Source organism: Burkholderia sp. BCC0506, assembly GCF_902833145.1.
Classification (GTDB): Bacteria; Pseudomonadota; Gammaproteobacteria; order Burkholderiales; family Burkholderiaceae; genus Burkholderia.
The window spans coordinates 210,132-225,389 of sequence record NZ_CADFEN010000007.1; the positions used below are offsets into that span (position 1 = coordinate 210,132).

The window sequence follows — 15,258 nt, forward strand, 5'->3', positions numbered from 1 at the left end:
GCGGCCCACTGCAAGGAGAGAACGCTGATGAACGCGAATCCGACGCCCCGTACGGGGCAAGACGTGCCGACGGTCAAGCTGCTGATCGACGGCGCCTTCGTCGAGTCCGCCACGCAAGAGTGGCGCGACATCGTCAACCCGGCGACGCAGCAGGTGCTCGCGCGCGTGCCGTTCGCGACCGTCGCGGAAGTCGACGCGGCCGTGCAGGCCGCGCACGCCGCGTATGCGACGTGGAAGAACACGCCGATCGCCGCGCGCATGCGCATCATGCTGAAATTCCAGGATCTGGTGCGCGCGAACCAGCAGCGCATCGCGAAGACGCTGACGGCCGAGCAGGGCAAGACGATCCCCGATGCCGAGGGCGACATCTTCCGCGGCCTCGAGGTGGTCGAGCACGCGTGCTCGATCGGCACGCTGCAGCTCGGCGAATTCGCGGAGAACGTCGCGGGCGGCGTCGACACCTACACGCTGCGTCAGCCGCTCGGCGTGTGCGCGGGCATCACGCCGTTCAACTTCCCCGCGATGATTCCGCTGTGGATGTTTCCGATGGCGATCGTGTGCGGCAACACGTTCGTGCTGAAGCCGTCCGAGCAGGACCCGATGTCGACGATGGAGCTCGTCGAGCTCGCGCTCGAGGCCGGCGTACCGAAGGGCGTGCTGAACGTCGTGCACGGCGGCAAGGAAGTCGTCGACGCGATCTGCACGCATCCGCTCGTGAAGGCGATCTCGTTCGTCGGTTCGACGGCCGTCGGCACGCACGTGTACAACCTCGGCAGCCAGCACGGCAAGCGCGTGCAGTCGATGATGGGCGCGAAGAACCACGCGATCGTGCTGCCCGACGCGAACCGCGAGCAGGCGATCAACGCGCTCGTCGGCGCGGGCTTCGGCGCGGCCGGCCAGCGCTGCATGGCGACGTCGGTCGCGGTGCTGGTCGGCAAGGCGCGCGAATGGCTGCCCGATCTCGTCGAAAAGGCGAAGACGCTGAAGGTCAACGCGGGCTCGGAGGCGGGCACCGACGTCGGGCCGGTCGTGTCGCGCGGCGCGAAGGCGCGCATCCTGGCGCTGATCGACGCGGGCATCAAGGAAGGCGCGAAGCTCGAGCTCGACGGCCGCGACGTGAAGGTGCCCGGCTTCGAGGACGGCAACTTCATCGGGCCGACGATCTTCTCGGGCGTGACGACCGACATGACGATCTACACGCATGAAATCTTCGGGCCGGTGCTGGTCGTGATGGAAGTCGACACGCTCGACGACGCGATCGCGCTCGTCAACGCGAACCCGATGGGCAACGGCGTGGGCATCTTCACGCAGAGCGGCGCGGCGGCGCGCAAGTTCCAGAGCGAGATCGACGTCGGCCAGGTCGGCATCAACATTCCGATTCCGGTGCCCGTGCCGTTCTTCAGCTTCACCGGCTCGCGCGGCTCGAAGCTCGGCGATCTCGGCCCGTACGGCAAGCAGGTCGTGCAGTTCTACACGCAGACCAAGACGGTCACCGCGCGCTGGTTCGACGACGACACGACGGCCGGCCCGGTGAATACGACGATCCGGCTGCATTGAGCGGCGGAGGAAACGAACATGAAAATCGGATTTATCGGCCTCGGCCACATGGGCGCCCCGATGGCGCTGAACCTGCTGAAAGCCGGCCATGACGTGCATGCATTCGACCTGAGCGCCGACGCATTGCGCGCACTGCAGGACGCCGGCGCGCAGGTGGCCACGTCGCCGCGCGACGCGGCGACGGGTGCCGCGTTCGTGATCACGATGCTGCCGGCCGCGCCGCACGTGCGCTCGGTGCTCGCCGGTGAGAACGGTGTGCTGGCCGGCCTCGGCGCGGGCGCGACGGTGATCGATTCGAGCACGATCGACCCCGCGAGCGCGCAGGCGTTCGGCGCGCTGGTGCGCGAGCACGGCGGCGCGTTCGTCGATGCGCCGGTGTCGGGCGGCACCGGCGGCGCGGCGGCCGGCACGCTGACCTTCATGGTCGGCGGCAGCGACGCGGATTTCGAGCGCGTGAAACCGGTGCTCGCCGGCATGGGCAAGAACATCGTCCACTGCGGCGCGACGGGCATGGGGCAGGTCGCGAAGGTGTGCAACAACCTCGTGCTCGGCATCTCGATGGCGGCGGTGTCGGAGGCGATGTCGCTCGGCGTCGCGCTCGGCATCGACCCGAAGGTGCTGGCCGGCATCGTCAACACGTCGACCGGCCGCTGCTGGAGCTCGGACACCTACAACCCGTATCCCGGCGTGATCGACACGGCGCCGTCGTCGCGCGGCTACTCGGGCGGCTTCGGCACCGACCTGATGCTGAAGGATCTCGGCCTCGCGAACGATGCGGCGAAGCAGGCGCGCCAGCCCGTCTATCTCGGCGCGCTCGCGCAGCAGCTGTACCAGACGATGAGCAGCCGCGGCGACGGCCAGCTCGATTTCTCGGCGGTGATCCGCCTGTATCAACCGGCTACGAAGAAGGACGCCTCATGATCGAACTCGACTACGTCGACGACGGCGCGATCGCGTGCGCGACGCTCAAGCGTCCGCCCGCGAACGCCTTTACCGCCGACGGGCTGCAGCAACTGCAGGCCACCGTCGCCGAACTGAATGCGAACCCGCGCGTGCGCGCGCTGGTGATCACCGGCGACGGCCCGAAATTCTTCAGCGCGGGCGCCGACCTGAACACGTTCGCCGACGGCGATCGCGCGGTCGCGCGTGCGATGGCGTCGCGTTTCGGCGCGGCGTTCGAGGCGCTGCACGACGCGCGCGTGGTGACGATCGCGGCGATCAACGGCTACGCGATGGGCGGCGGTCTCGAATGCGCGCTTGCATGCGACCTGCGAATCGCCGAAACGCATGCGCAGATGGCGCTGCCCGAGCCGTCGGTCGGCCTGCTGCCGTGCGGGCTCGGCACGCAGACGCTGCCCTGGCTCGTCGGCGAAGGCTGGGCGAAGAAGATCATCCTGACCGGCGCGCGCGTCGATGCGGCCACCGCGCTGCGGATCGGTCTCGTCGAGGACGTGGTGGAAAGCGGCGCCGCGCGCGATGCGGCACTCGCGCTGGCGCGCAACGTCGCGCGGCAAAGCCCGCACGCGGTCGTCTACAGCAAGGAGCTGATCGGCCTCGCGCGCCGCGGCGTGCCGCGCGGCGCGGCGCTCGCGGTCGAGCGCGAACGCTTCGTCGACCTGTTCGACACCGCCGATCCGCGCGAAGGCGTGGCGGCGTTCCTGGGCAAGCGCGCGCCCCAGTGGCGCACCGACGGAGAGCCGCAACGATGAGCACGCCGGTGACGAATCACGATGCACTCGCGGAGCATGCGCCCGAGGTGCTGTTTCGCGTGGTGAACCGCGTGGCGTTGATCACGCTGAATCGGCCGGCTGCGCTCAATGCGCTGTCGTACGCGATGATCGGCGAGCTGGCCGCACTGTTCGAGCGCTGCCGGCGCGACGAGCAGATCGTCGCGGTCGTGCTGCGCGGCGCGGGCGAGAAGGGCTTCTGCGCGGGCGGCGACGTGCGCGCGCTGTACCGGATGGTCGCGCAGCGCGAAGCCTGGCTGCCGTTCTTCGTCGACGAATACCGGCTCGACTACGCGATCCACACGTTCCCGAAGCCGGTGGTCGCGCTGATGGATGGCGTGACGATGGGCGGCGGCATGGGCCTCGCGCAGGGCGCGGCGCTGCGCGTCGCGACCGAGCGCAGCAAGATCGCGATGCCGGAAACGCGCATCGGCCTCGTGCCCGACGTCGGCGCGACGCATTTCCTGTCGGGCATGCCGGCCGAACTCGAACTGTACGTGGGGCTGACCGGCGCGATGTTGTCGGGCGCCGATGCACTCACCGCGAAGCTCGCGGATCTGTGCGTGCCGTCCGCGTGGCTCGACACGTTCGAGACGCGCATCGAAAGCGTGAAGTGGGACGGCGATGCGCTGCCGTTGCTGCGCAAGGTGTTCGAGCCGCCGTGCAACGTGGTGCCGCATGCGGCGCTCGACGGCCAGATGCCGTGGATCGTCCGCCACTTCGACAAGCGCTCGACCGTCGAGCGGATCGTCGCGACGCTCACGCAGGATCTGGCGCGCGACGAACTGGCGCGCGAGCACCGCCAATGGCTGCAGGCGACGCTCGATGCGCTCGCAAGCCATTCGCCGACGATGCTCGCCGTGACACGCGAGGCGTTGCTGCGCGGCCGGCAAATGACGCTCGCCGAATCGTTCCGCATGGAGCTCGGCATCGTGGCGCGCGCGATCGAGGAAGGCGACTTCTGCGAAGGCGTGCGCGCGCATCTCGTCGACAAGGACCGCAAGCCGCGCTGGGCGCCCGCGTCGCTCGTCGAGCTGCGCGCCGAACGCGTGCGGCATTTCCTGACGTCGCCGTGGAAGCTGTTCGCGCATCCGCTCGCCGATCTCGGCGCGGCGTGATCGCCGCCTGACGGCCCCGTCATGGCCCGACGCGCCCGTGCGGCGCGTCCGCTTCAGCCCGCCTTCTTGTCGTTCGCGGGCGCCGGGCGTTCGATCATCGGCGGCACCGCCTGCATGAGCGCATCGATCACGCAGCGCGTCTTGCGCGGCAGGTAGCGCGTCTTCGGCCAGATCGCGTGAATGTCGCCTTCGCAGACGAAGCAGCGATCCAGCACGACCACCATCTCGCCGCGCTGCACGTATTGATCGAGCAGCCAGCTCGGCAGCCATGCAATGCCGAACCCCGATGCACCGGCCGCCGCGATCGCCTGCACGTCGTCGAAACTGAGCTGATGCGGCATGTCGATGTGGACGGTCGAGCCGTCCGGCGCACGCAGGTACCACGGCTGCACGACGCCCGAGCGTGAATACGCGACCGTGCGGTGGTTTTTCAGATCGTCGAGCGATCGCGGCATCCCGTGGCGCGCGAGATACGACGGCGCAGCGCCGAGGCTGCCGTATTGCGTGCCGAGCCGCCGCACCGCGAGGCTCGTGCTGTCGGCGAGTGGGCCGATCCGCACCGCGAGGTCGATCCCTTCCTCAACGAGATCGACGAAGCGGTCGGTGATCGACACGTCGATCCGCAGGTGCGGGTAGGTGCGCGCAAGGTCGAGCACGATCGGCGTCACGCAGTGATGCCCGAACGCGAGCGGCACGCTCAGCCGCAGCTTGCCGCGCGCCTCGTTGCGGCCGCAGTCGAGATCGGCTTCCGCCGCTTCCAGCTCGGCCAGCGCGCGCACGCAGCGGTCGTAGTACGCCTGGCCGTCGTCGGTCAGGCTCTGGCTGCGCGTCGTGCGCTGCAGCAGCCGCGCGCCGAGCCGCTTCTCGAGCCGCGCGATCGCCTTGCCGACCGCCGAACGCGTCATCTCGAGCCGTTCCGCGGCGAGCGCGAAACTGCCCGATTCCACTACCTGGACGAAGGTCGTTACGCCGTCGAGTCTGTCGGTCATCGTGGGTTGCGTTGGGTTGCGTCGATTGGGTCCTGGAATTCCCCAGTGCGTGGAAATGCACGCGTCAATGGGGAGGCAAATTCTCACTATAGTACCGATTCCCGTCCAGCGTGCGTCGCCGGCCGCACGCGGCGAATCCCTATTCACCTGGAGGCGCGCGGCCCGTCGTCGGGCCGCCGCGCAATACGCATGACGCTATCCGACTCCCGCAGGAATGCGGTCGCGCTCGCGGCCGTCTGTCTCACGTCGCTGATGTTCGGCCTCGAAATCTCGAGCGTGCCGGTGATCCTGCCGACGCTCGAACACGTGCTGCATGGCGATTTCAACGGCATGCAGTGGATCATGAACGCGTACACGATCGCGTGCACGACGGTGCTGATGGCGGCCGGCACGCTCGCGGACCGGTTCGGCCGCAAGCGCGTGTACGTGACCGGCACCGTGCTGTTCGGCGCGACATCGCTGCTGTGCGGGCTCGCGCCGAACGTGCCGGTGCTCGTCGCCGGGCGGCTGCTGCAAGGCGCGAGCGGCGGCGCGATGCTGATCTGCCAGATCGCCGTGCTGTCGCACCAGTTCCGCGAAGGGCGCGAGCGCGGCCGCGCGTTCGGGATCTGGGGAATCGTGTTCGGGATCGGCCTCGGGTTCGGGCCGATCGTCGGCGGGGCGATCGTCGCGCTGGCGAGCTGGCCGTGGGTGTTCCTCGTCCATGCGCCGCTCGCGGCCGTCGCGCTCGTGCTGATCGGCGGCGCCGTGCAGGAATCGCGCGATCCGCATGCGGGCTCGCTCGACGTCGCGGGCATCGTCACGCTGTCGCTCGCGGTGCTCGGCCTCGCGTTCTACATCACGCAAAGCGCCGAACTCGGGCTGACGAGCGCGGCCGGCGTCGGCGTGCTTGGCGCGACCGTGGTCGCGGTGCTCGGTTTCTTCATCGCGGAGCGCGCCAGCGCGCGGCCGATGTTCGACTTCTCGGTGTTCCGGATCCGCGCGTTCACCGGTGCGATCTTCGGCTCGATGGGCATGAACTTCAGCTTCTGGCCGTTCATGATCTACCTGCCGATCTGGTTCCAGGTCGCGCTCGGCTACGACAGCGTGACGGCCGGCCTCGCGTTGCTCGCTTACACGTTACCGACGCTGATCGTGCCGCCGGTCGGCGAACGGCTCGCACTGAGCTACGGGCCGGGCGTCGTGATTCCGGGCGGCTTGTTCACGATCGCGGCCGGTTTCGTGCTGATGCGGCTCGGCAGCGCGGCCGATCATGCGAACTGGCTGACGATGCTGCCGGGCTGCGCGATCGCCGGCATCGGGCTCGGGCTGACCAACACGCCCGTCACCAACACGACGACGGGCGCGGTGCCGAGCGCGCGGGCCGGGATGGCGTCGGGCATCGACATGAGCGCGCGGATGATCTCGCTCGCGCTGAACATCGCGACGATGGGTTTCGTGCTGGTGGCGGGGATCGTCGCGAGCCTGAAGGGCGGGCCGGCCGGCGCGATCGGCGACGCGGCGCTGCGCAGGCTCGCGCAGGAAATCGCGGCGGGCCGCACCGACGGGCTGCAGGCGCTCGCGCCGGCGCTCGCGCAGGCCGACCCGACCGGCGCGGCGCTGCACGCGGCGCTCGTGCACGGCTTCGGCTGGGTGATGGTGTACGGCGCGACGGGCGTGGCCGTGCTCGCGACTGCGAGCGCGGTGGCGTTCGCGCCGGCGCGGCGCGGGGCGGCCGTGTGCGAATGACGCGGCCGGCGTGCGGCCGGTGGCGTGTGACGGCCGGTCAGGAGGTCCCGCCGCCGAGCGCGCGGTAGAGCTTCATCTGGTTGTTGAGCCGGTTCAGGCGCGTCAGTTCGTCGGCGCTTTGCGCGCTCCTCAGCACCTGTTGCTGGTCGAGCCACGGCTGCACGGCGGTCGCGCCGGCCGCGAAGCGCGCGGCGGCCAGCCGTTCCGCACGCTGCGCCTGCGCGAGCGACAGCGCGCGTTGTTCGGCTTCGCGTTCGAGCTGCACGCGTGCCGACAACGCGTTCTCGACTTCGGCGAGCGCCGTGTAGAGCCGCTGGCGGAACCCGACCACCGCCTCTTCGTACTGCGACTTCGACACCTTGATCTGCAACTGCATCGTGTTCCACTGGATGAACGGCAGCGCGAGGCCGAGCCCGAGCGTGCCGACCGGATTCGTCAGCACGCGCTCCAGGCTCGTGCTCGTCGTGCCGGCGCTGCCGGTCAGCGTGAAGGTCGGGTAGAAGCTCGTGCGCGTCGCGTCGACTTGCGCGAGCGACTCGCGCAGCCGGAATTCCGCCGCACGCAGGTCGGGGCGCCGGCCGAGCAGGCTGGCCGGCAGGCCGGCCGCTACCTCGGGCGGCGCGGCAGCCGGCAGTGCCGGCGGTTCGGCCGCAAGCTGCTGCGGCGGCCGGTCGAACAGGATCGCGAGCGCATGGCGGTTTTCGGTGCGCTGCTGGATCAGTTGCGTCTGCGCCGCGCGCTGCGCGGCGAGGCTCTGCTCGGCCTGCGCGAGATCGAGCCCGGACACGGCGCCGGCCGCGTGCCGAGACCGGACGAGCGCGAGCGTGCGCTCCGCATACGCGATGTTCGCGTCGCCCAGCGCGATCTGCCGGTTCAGATAGCCGATCTGCCAGTACAGCGCCGCGGTCGTGCCGATCAGCGACAGCCGCGCGGCTTCCAGATCGGCGGCCGTCGCGTCGGCTTCCCAGTGCGCGGCATCGCGCAGCGCGGCCAGCCGGCCCCACAGGTCGATTTCGTAGCTGAGCGAACCGTTGAGGCCGCTCGACTGGCTCGTCCGGTGCGTATCGAGCGTGCGCGACACGGCGCCGTTCGCGCCGAGCGTGACGTTCGGCGTCAGGTTCGTATCGACGAGCCCGGCCTGCAACTGCGCGCGATACACGCGGATCGCCGCGATCGCGAGGTCGTTGTTGGCGCGCAGCGCGTCGTCGATCAGCGCGTCGAGTTGCGGATCGCCGAAGCTGCGCCACCAGTCGCGCGTGGCGGCCGGCGCGTCGGTCGCGACCGGCGCGGCCCAGTTCGCGGGCATCGCGACGGCCGGCAGCGGATCGTGGCGCGCACCCGCGCAGCCGGCGAGCAGCGCGGCCGCGCATGCGAATGCGCCGAGGCGGTGAAGCGGGGAGAAATGCGTCATGGCGGTTTTTTGCGTCAGTCGCGCGCGAGCGCATCGATCGGATCGAGCCGCGACGCATTGCGCGCGGGCATGAACCCGAAAATCACACCGGTGAGCGTCGAGCACACGAACGCGGTCACGATCGCGCCGGCCGAGAACACCATCTTCCATTGCGTGACGAACATCGAGAACAGCGCGCCGAGCCCGAACGACAGCGCGATGCCGATCGTGCCGCCGAGCAGGCACACGAGCACGGCCTCGACGAGGAACTGCTGCAGGATGTCGGACTGGCGCGCGCCGACCGCCATCCGGATGCCGATCTCGCGCGTGCGTTCGGTCACCGACACCAGCATGATGTTCATCACGCCGATCCCGCCGACGACGAGCGAGATCACCGCGATCAGCGACAGCAGCAGTGTCAGCGACTGGCCGGTTTTCTCGACCGTCTTGACCACGCTGTCCATGTTGTACGTGAAGAAATCCTTGCGGCCGTGGCGCTGGATCATCAGCTTCTCGAGGCTTTTCTCGGCGGCGGCGCTCGGCTGCCCGTCGCGCACGCGCACGGTGATGCTGTCGAGATGGTGCTGGCCGAACAGGCGCCCGCTCGCGGTCGTGTACGGCACCCACACGTTCAGGCTCTTCACGCTGCCGAATGCGCTTTTCTTGTCGGCGGTCACGCCGATCACGACGCACGGCACGTTGTCGACCAGGATCGCTTCGCCGACCGGATTGCGCGTCGCGCCGAACAGCTTGCGGCGCGTGTTCTGGTCGATCACGGCCACCTGCGCCTGGCGGCGCACCGCGTCGTCGTCGAACGCGACGCCGAGCGCGAAGCGCATTCCGCGCGCCTGGAAGTAGCGTTCGCCGACGCCGCTCACGAGCGCGTTCACGTTGATGTTGCGGTAGCGCAGCAGCAGCGTGCGCGACGTTTCGGGCGTCGCGCTGTCGATGTACGGCTGCTCGGCGAGCGCGGCGACGTCGGCGGGCACGAGCGTCTGGATCGTGTCCGCGCGGCTGTCGCCCCAGTCGGTGCCCGGATAGAGGCTGATCGTATTGGTGCCGATGCTGCCGATCTCTTCGAGCATGTAGCGCTTCGCACCTTCGCCGACCGCGACGATCGACACGACCGACGTGATGCCGATGATGATGCCGAGCATCGTCAGCAGCGTGCGCAGCCGGTGCGATACGAGCGCGATCCACGCCATTCGGCACGCCTCGGCGAAGCGGCCGGTGCCGGCCGCGAAGCGTCGGGCGTGCGGGCCGGGATCGGTGTCGGCGGGCGGCGGTGCATTTTCGGAAGCCGGGGCGGAGGCCGTGTCGGTTGCCGGTTCGATCGTTGCTGCCGTTGCCGCCGCGCCGACGCCGGCTTCCGCCAGCGCGTCCGCGTAGTGACGATTCGGCCGGTCGGCGACGATCGCGCCGTCGCTGATCTCGATGATGCGCCGCGCATGGCGCGCCACGGCCTTGTCGTGCGTGACGATCACGATCGTATGGCCGAGCGCGTTCAGCTCGTGCAGGATGCGGATCACGTCCTGGCCGCTTTTCGTGTCGAGCGCGCCGGTCGGCTCGTCCGCGAGAATCACCTGGCCGCCGTTCATCAGCGCGCGTGCGATGCTCACGCGCTGCTGCTGGCCGCCGGACAGTTGGCCGGGCCGATGATGCGCGCGATCGGCGAGCCCGAGGCGCGCGAGCAGCTCGCGTGCGCGTGCGTGCCGTTCCGCCCGACGGGTGCCCGCGTAGATCGCCGGCATTTCGAGGTTCGCGACCGCGTCGACGTGCGGCAGCAGGTGATAGCGCTGGAACACGAAGCCGAAGTGCTCGCGGCGCAGTTGCGCGAGCTCGTCGCTGTCGAGCATCTGCGTGTCGCGTCCGCCGACCGTGTACGTGCCTTCGCTCGGGTGGTCGAGACAGCCGAGGATGTTCATCAGCGTCGACTTGCCGGAGCCCGACGCGCCGACGATCGCGACGATCTCGCCCGCGTCGATCGACAGGTTGACGTTGTTCAGGACGACGACGTCCTTCTCGCCGGCCGGAAAGCGTCGCGTGACGGCGGCGAGTTTCAGCAGGGGCTGGCGCATGGTCACACCGCGTCCGACAGCGGGACGTGCTCGTCCGCCGACGCTTCGCCGATCACGACGCGCTCGCCGTCCTTGAGGCCGGCCAGCACTTCGACGCGCACGTTGTTGTTGATGCCGATGCGCGCATGCCGCGTTTCCGTGCTGCCGTCGGCGCGCAGCACGCGTACCGCGACGGTGCCGTCCTTGCGCTTCTCGCCAAGCGCGGCGGCCGGGATGCTCAGCGCGTTGCGCGCGTTGCCGAGCACGATGTTGACTTGCGCGGTCATCGCGATGCGCAGCCGGTGCTCGGGATTCGGCACGTCGAACAGCGCGTTGTAGAACACCGCGGCGTTCGGCTTCGAGCCGCCGCCGAGCGGGCTTTGCGCGTCGGCGTAGTTCTGCGGCGCCGGTTCGATCGCGCGCAGCTTGCCGTAGTGCCGCTTGTCCGGTTCGCCGAGGCTCGTGAAATAGGCGGTCTGACCGGCGCTCACGCGGATCACGTCGGCCTCCGACACTTGCGCCTTCACCGTCATCGTGTCGAGATTCGCGAGCTTCAGGATCACCGGCGCCTGCTGCTGCGCGATCACGGTCTGGCCTTCCTGCGTGACGATCGCGACGACCTCGCCGTCGATCGGCGCGACGATGCGCGTGTAGCCGAGGTTCGCCTGCGCGGTCTCGATCTGGATGCGGGCCGAACGGATCTGCGCGGCGAGCGACGCGAGGGTCGCGCGCTGCACGTCGAGCGTCGCCTTCGCGGCCTCGAACGACTCGCGCGACGTCGCGTCGTCCGGCAGCATCGCCTGCTGGCGGCGGAACGCGAGTTCCGCCTGCGTCAGTTGCGCGGCGGCCGATTGCTGCTGCGCGCGCAGGCTTTCTTCGCTGGCGCGCGCCTGGCGCAGCGCGTTTTCCGAGATCACGGGATCGATCTCGGCGAGCCACTGGCCCTTCGTGACCTTGTCGCCGAGCTTGACCTTCAGCGTTTTCAACTGCCCCGACACCTGCGCGCCGACATCCACCTGCTTGAATGCCTGCAGCGAGCCGGTCGCGAGCACCGCGTTCTCGAGATCGCCGCGCGTGACGGGCGCGGACAGGTATTGCGGATGCTTGTTCGGTGTGGCTATCGTTATTGCTACAACAGCGGTGGCAATGGCGGCACCGCTGATGGCCAGCACGGTGAGCCGGCGGCGGATCTTCTTATTCATGAGAATACGACATGGATGAGTCGGGCGTCGGCGGCGTGGACGGCCAATCAGGGTGGTCCTGCAATCGCGGCATGCAGTGCAGATCGATACAGGAGTCGGATGACCGCGCGGCGGTGCGGGTTCGGGTCAGGCGGCCATGATAATCGAGGTAATTTCGTGAATTCGTGTAGGAATTGTGCTGAATTGTGCCGACAGTTCTGCGGCGTGGCTGCCGAGCATTGTCGGTGTTTCAATTCATGGAATGGCAGGTTAATACAAGGGGCGGAGAGGATCGTCACCCGGATTCGATCCGCGCTACCGTGATCGCGGAATGACCCTTCCAACTTCAAGGGCTGGATGGGGTTCTAAGTTCCACGTGGTTATTGCGATCAATCTTGTCAACCAAATCTTTCCCGGAAATAAACCCCGCGACTCTTTCTCCGGAAGGCAGGAACGTGGTGGGTGTTCCCCTGATGTTGAGCTTCTTTCCGAGTGAAAGGAGTTCTTTGGTGATGGTGGACTGGCAACGCTTGCGGGGGACGGTGGTTTTCCCTCTTTCGACCCATTGCTTCCATGCTTGGAGTCGGTTGTCGGCGCACAGGATGATTTCGGATTTGATGGCGGAGTCGGTAGAAAGAACTGGATACAGAAAAATGTATACGGTTGCGTTGGGAACCTTGCCTAGCTCGGGACTCATTTTCTTGCAAAACGAGCAGTTCGGATCGAAGAATGTAGCGATCACGCGCTCTCCGGTTCCATTTTTCTGTTTGATGGCGTATTGGAATGGAAGGTCATTGATGTTTATGCTGTTAATTTTATTGAGTTGTGTTTCTGTTATGTTTTCCTGGCTGTTGGTATCGAACAGGTTGCCGATAATAATGTGTGATGCCGATGAATTGCTGTAGAAAATTTGTGAATTTGCAGTGACCTCATATAATCCGTCGATTTTTGACGGCATAACATTCTCTATCTTCAGTTCGGGGAGTTTGGCTTGCAATTCTCGTTGCAAGTTCGCTTCTACATTAGCGGCGGCTGTCTCGGTGTGCGCCGTGGCGAGCGCGATTGTAAAGAGTGATGTCAGGAGTAACTTTAGATTATTCGGCATGGCGTGTGGAAGCTGAAATTTGCATGGCTGAGGAATGGAGATGTCAGGTACTCGCAATTCGTATCTGTGTTTGCGTGATGCTGACTTCAGCTTGCTTCTCGATGATGCCGTTCAAGAAGAATTTCTCGAGTCGATGATAGAGAAAAATGTCTCCCGGAAAATCACGTCTTTCCGAGCGGATTTTTTTCATTATGCGCAATACTACTATCGGCGTGGACTCCCACTTCCGAGTCATGGAATTGATGATGTATTCATCGAAATCCGATGATCGGAATGATTGAATTTTTCCAATTTTGTTGATCATTCTAAAATCGGCATTTTCCTCAACCAGGGAGCCCCATTCTGTAATGTAGAGGTTAGCGTCGGTCGATTTTCTTTCAACCGCGTTGTCGAGAAGTTCGGCAAGATCGAAGAAATTATCCGCAGACGGATGGGCCAGTTCTTCCGGGATCGAAATCAACAGGAAATCGCGTGGAGTATCGTGACTTACCCAGTGTATGAAATTCGCATATTCTATTGATGATAATGGATTTACCCATGCACATATTTTGATCGAATCGTTGGTGGGGATGATAGGGGTGTCGATGGTCAAGTCGTTTGGGATGTACCCAAAATTATCGGAAAACCACGCTGACAGTGTCGAGATGTTGCGTTCTTTGAGAGGACCGAGGTGCCAGTTTCCGCCAATAAGAACGTGTGATCCCATCAACCGCCCGTCTGAAATTGCAGATGCGATGACATTGGACGTGATGTCCGAGAATGATGCCTGGATCAAATTTTGGTGATCTTTGTTTTGGAGCATTGGTGTGCCTTGATATTGGGTAGAAATTTCAACCTCGTCGCGAGCGAACGACGGATTTTTGTTCGGGTGAGCGCCATCGACATAACTACTCGCGACGAAGCACATCACTGTCGTTATACAGCGCAACCGCTGATCATCGGCCACCATCCATTCGAGCGATTGCAGTTATTCAAGCAATCTGCGCATCGTGTCATGCCAGCCGTGCTGCCGGGTCTGCTGCCATATCGCTGAATGCACATTGTGTAGAAAACAGAGCAACTTGTGAATGCTCGTTGATTGGAAGTGTTCGGACCTTCGAGGATCTTGCTCGCAAGCCCGTCGGCAGCAGCACTGCCAGGATGAAGCAAGGCAATGACGATGCCAAAGGTGACTGCAGCCGATCTGGTGGCCTTTCGAGTGAAGAAGCTTTGCTTGGAATGCATCGAAACCTCCGTTGTGACGGGTTGAGGAAAGACAATGATTTCTTGATGCAATGGGTATGTTTTTGAGATTTAATTGCTGATTTCAATTTAGTATTCCTGTGTTTGGTAGATTAATTTTCTGAGAAGTGTTTTTTCAAGCATTTATTTTTTTGAGATAATTCAATTGTTGCTGATTGTCATTTTTGTTAAATTTGTCAAATCGGATTGGTTGGTGTTTCCCAATTGCGACATGAGTTGATTCGGAATCCTCGCGAGCGGCAGGGTCAAGAGGTTTCGCTTATCCGGGCAGGAAACTGGAGTGCCGTTGGGGAGTGGCGTGGATGTTGTGTCCGGTCCGGCAAAAGCAGCGGGGGACTGCCCGGATGGAGGCGAAGGCATCGAGCAGATGGCGTTCGCTTGGCGGGCATGGAAGGCGGCCGGATATGTAGCCCGTCCGTGCTGGTGCCGAATGCGACGCGCGGCGGCTTTGCCAGTCGTGTCAGTCGAACATGGCTTCCGGGTGGAGAGGTTCGCGCGCCGCTAGTGACTACGGATGTACCGAACAGTCGGCGACGGGTACGACAACAGCGTGCCTCGTGCTACAGCCGTGCCGCGCTTACGCGCGGCGTCCGCCCGCGTCGATCCTGCGCTGCGTGTCGGCGTCGATGATCTGGCGGATCGCGCGGAGCACTGGTGCGGCATCGGTGTAGCGCCGGCCGTAGCCGAGATTGAACGCATAGTCGAAATCGGGCGGATTGCTGCCCTGGTTGTGCTGCAGGATCGTTTCGAGCTTGTCGAGCGCCTTCGCCGCGCGGGCTTCCGGCGACGCGGCCGCGTCGTATTCGTCCCACAGCGCGACGATCTCGTCGCGCACCGCGCGGTCGAGCGGCGCGGTCAGCGTCAGCAGGTCGTCGCGTTCGTGCGCGCGCTTGTCGGGGTGCGCGGCCTGCTCGATCGCGGGGATGTCGCCGTGCAGCGCCTCGCCGAGGTCGTGGACGACGCACAGTTTCATCAGCTTCAGCGGGTCGACGCCCGGCAGCGCGTCGGCGAACACCAGCGCCATCAGGCACAGCCGCCAGCTGTGCTCGGCCGTGCTTTCCGCGCGTCCGGCCGACGTATAGCCGCTGCGCAGCACGTCCTTCAGGCGTTCGGCTTCGCGCAGGAAAGCGAGCCGCGCGTGGATCGTATCGGGATTCAAGATCT

Annotated in this window: 12 protein-coding genes; 5 read left to right on the forward strand and 7 right to left on the reverse strand. The window is 65.7% G+C overall.

Features of this window, described 5'->3' with window-relative positions:
- Window positions 1-27 precede the first annotated feature (27 nt).
- Genes HWX62_RS18355 through HWX62_RS18370 form a run of 4 tightly spaced genes read left to right on the forward strand, consistent with a single transcriptional unit; the run spans window position 28 to window position 4,402 of the window.
- Window positions 28-1,557 carry a CoA-acylating methylmalonate-semialdehyde dehydrogenase gene (locus HWX62_RS18355; protein WP_175931418.1) on the forward strand — a complete coding sequence of 510 codons (1,530 nt, stop codon included), beginning with the start codon at window positions 28-30 and terminating at the stop codon, window positions 1,555-1,557.
- Between the two features lie 18 nt (window positions 1,558-1,575).
- Window positions 1,576-2,478, forward strand: coding sequence for a 3-hydroxyisobutyrate dehydrogenase (gene mmsB / locus HWX62_RS18360; protein ID WP_175931417.1), 903 nt, complete (start codon window positions 1,576-1,578; stop codon window positions 2,476-2,478).
- Complete coding sequence (locus HWX62_RS18365; RefSeq protein ID WP_175931416.1) at window positions 2,475-3,266, forward strand: enoyl-CoA hydratase; 792 nt, start codon at window positions 2,475-2,477, stop codon at window positions 3,264-3,266. The genes mmsB and HWX62_RS18365 overlap by 4 nt, the downstream gene beginning before the upstream one ends.
- Window positions 3,263-4,402 carry an enoyl-CoA hydratase/isomerase family protein gene (locus tag HWX62_RS18370; protein ID WP_175931415.1) on the forward strand — a complete coding sequence of 380 codons (1,140 nt, stop codon included), beginning with the start codon at window positions 3,263-3,265 and terminating at the stop codon, window positions 4,400-4,402. The genes HWX62_RS18365 and HWX62_RS18370 overlap by 4 nt, the downstream gene beginning before the upstream one ends.
- A 53-nt stretch (window positions 4,403-4,455) precedes the next feature.
- Here HWX62_RS18370 and HWX62_RS18375 read toward each other — a convergent pair whose 3' ends face one another.
- A complete protein-coding gene (locus tag HWX62_RS18375) occupies window positions 4,456-5,391 on the reverse strand; it encodes a LysR family transcriptional regulator (RefSeq protein WP_175931414.1) in 936 nt (311 codons plus the stop codon).
- Window positions 5,392-5,580: 189 nt separating this feature from the next.
- Here HWX62_RS18375 and HWX62_RS18380 point away from each other — a divergent pair, with 189 nt between their 5' ends.
- The gene (locus HWX62_RS18380; RefSeq protein WP_175985200.1) at window positions 5,581-7,119 is read left to right on the forward strand and encodes an MFS transporter; all 1,539 of its coding nucleotides are present in this window, start codon (window positions 5,581-5,583) and stop codon (window positions 7,117-7,119) included.
- 37 nt (window positions 7,120-7,156) lie between these two features.
- On the opposite strand, the gene HWX62_RS18385 is transcribed toward HWX62_RS18380, so the two are convergent.
- The 6 genes from HWX62_RS18385 to HWX62_RS18410 all read right to left on the reverse strand — a co-directional run bounded on the left by HWX62_RS18385 (window position 7,157) and on the right by HWX62_RS18410 (window position 15,253).
- Window positions 7,157-8,530: an efflux transporter outer membrane subunit gene (locus tag HWX62_RS18385; protein WP_175931709.1), complete on the reverse strand. Its 1,374-nt coding sequence runs from the start codon at window positions 8,528-8,530 to the stop codon at window positions 7,157-7,159.
- A 14-nt stretch (window positions 8,531-8,544) separates the two neighbouring features.
- Entirely contained in the window at window positions 8,545-10,587 is a 2,043-nt protein-coding gene (locus HWX62_RS18390) for a MacB family efflux pump subunit (RefSeq protein ID WP_175931710.1), read from the reverse strand.
- Window positions 10,588-10,589: 2 nt separating this feature from the next.
- Entirely contained in the window at window positions 10,590-11,768 is a 1,179-nt protein-coding gene (gene macA, locus HWX62_RS18395) for a macrolide transporter subunit MacA (RefSeq protein ID WP_175931711.1), read from the reverse strand.
- A 325-nt stretch (window positions 11,769-12,093) separates the two neighbouring features.
- Window positions 12,094-12,852, reverse strand: a complete 759-nt coding sequence (locus HWX62_RS18400; protein ID WP_175931712.1) for a DsbC family protein — start codon at window positions 12,850-12,852, stop codon at window positions 12,094-12,096.
- Window positions 12,853-12,895: 43 nt separating this feature from the next.
- Complete coding sequence (locus tag HWX62_RS18405; RefSeq protein ID WP_244136060.1) at window positions 12,896-13,801, reverse strand: DUF3658 domain-containing protein; 906 nt, start codon at window positions 13,799-13,801, stop codon at window positions 12,896-12,898.
- Window positions 13,802-14,671: 870 nt separating this feature from the next.
- Window positions 14,672-15,253, reverse strand: a complete 582-nt coding sequence (locus tag HWX62_RS18410; protein ID WP_175931713.1) for an HD domain-containing protein — start codon at window positions 15,251-15,253, stop codon at window positions 14,672-14,674.
- Window positions 15,254-15,258: the final 5 nt, after the last annotated feature.

What these genes read in the sequence shown, in the direction of transcription:
- HWX62_RS18355 (WP_175931418.1), top strand. Translation starts at nt 28, where the DNA reads ATGAACGCGAATCCGACGCCCCGTACGGGGCAAGACGTGCCGACGGTC.
- mmsB (WP_175931417.1), top strand. Translation starts at nt 1,576, where the DNA reads ATGAAAATCGGATTTATCGGCCTCGGCCACATGGGCGCCCCGATGGCG.
- HWX62_RS18365 (WP_175931416.1), top strand. Translation starts at nt 2,475, where the DNA reads ATGATCGAACTCGACTACGTCGACGACGGCGCGATCGCGTGCGCGACG.
- HWX62_RS18370 (WP_175931415.1), top strand. Translation starts at nt 3,263, where the DNA reads ATGAGCACGCCGGTGACGAATCACGATGCACTCGCGGAGCATGCGCCC.
- HWX62_RS18375 (WP_175931414.1), bottom strand. Translation starts at nt 5,391, where the DNA reads ATGACCGACAGACTCGACGGCGTAACGACCTTCGTCCAGGTAGTGGAA.
- HWX62_RS18380 (WP_175985200.1), top strand. Translation starts at nt 5,581, where the DNA reads ATGACGCTATCCGACTCCCGCAGGAATGCGGTCGCGCTCGCGGCCGTC.
- HWX62_RS18385 (WP_175931709.1), bottom strand. Translation starts at nt 8,530, where the DNA reads ATGACGCATTTCTCCCCGCTTCACCGCCTCGGCGCATTCGCATGCGCG.
- HWX62_RS18390 (WP_175931710.1), bottom strand. Translation starts at nt 10,587, where the DNA reads ATGCGCCAGCCCCTGCTGAAACTCGCCGCCGTCACGCGACGCTTTCCG.
- macA (WP_175931711.1), bottom strand. Translation starts at nt 11,768, where the DNA reads ATGAATAAGAAGATCCGCCGCCGGCTCACCGTGCTGGCCATCAGCGGT.
- HWX62_RS18400 (WP_175931712.1), bottom strand. Translation starts at nt 12,852, where the DNA reads ATGCCGAATAATCTAAAGTTACTCCTGACATCACTCTTTACAATCGCG.
- HWX62_RS18405 (WP_244136060.1), bottom strand. Translation starts at nt 13,801, where the DNA reads ATGGTGGCCGATGATCAGCGGTTGCGCTGTATAACGACAGTGATGTGC.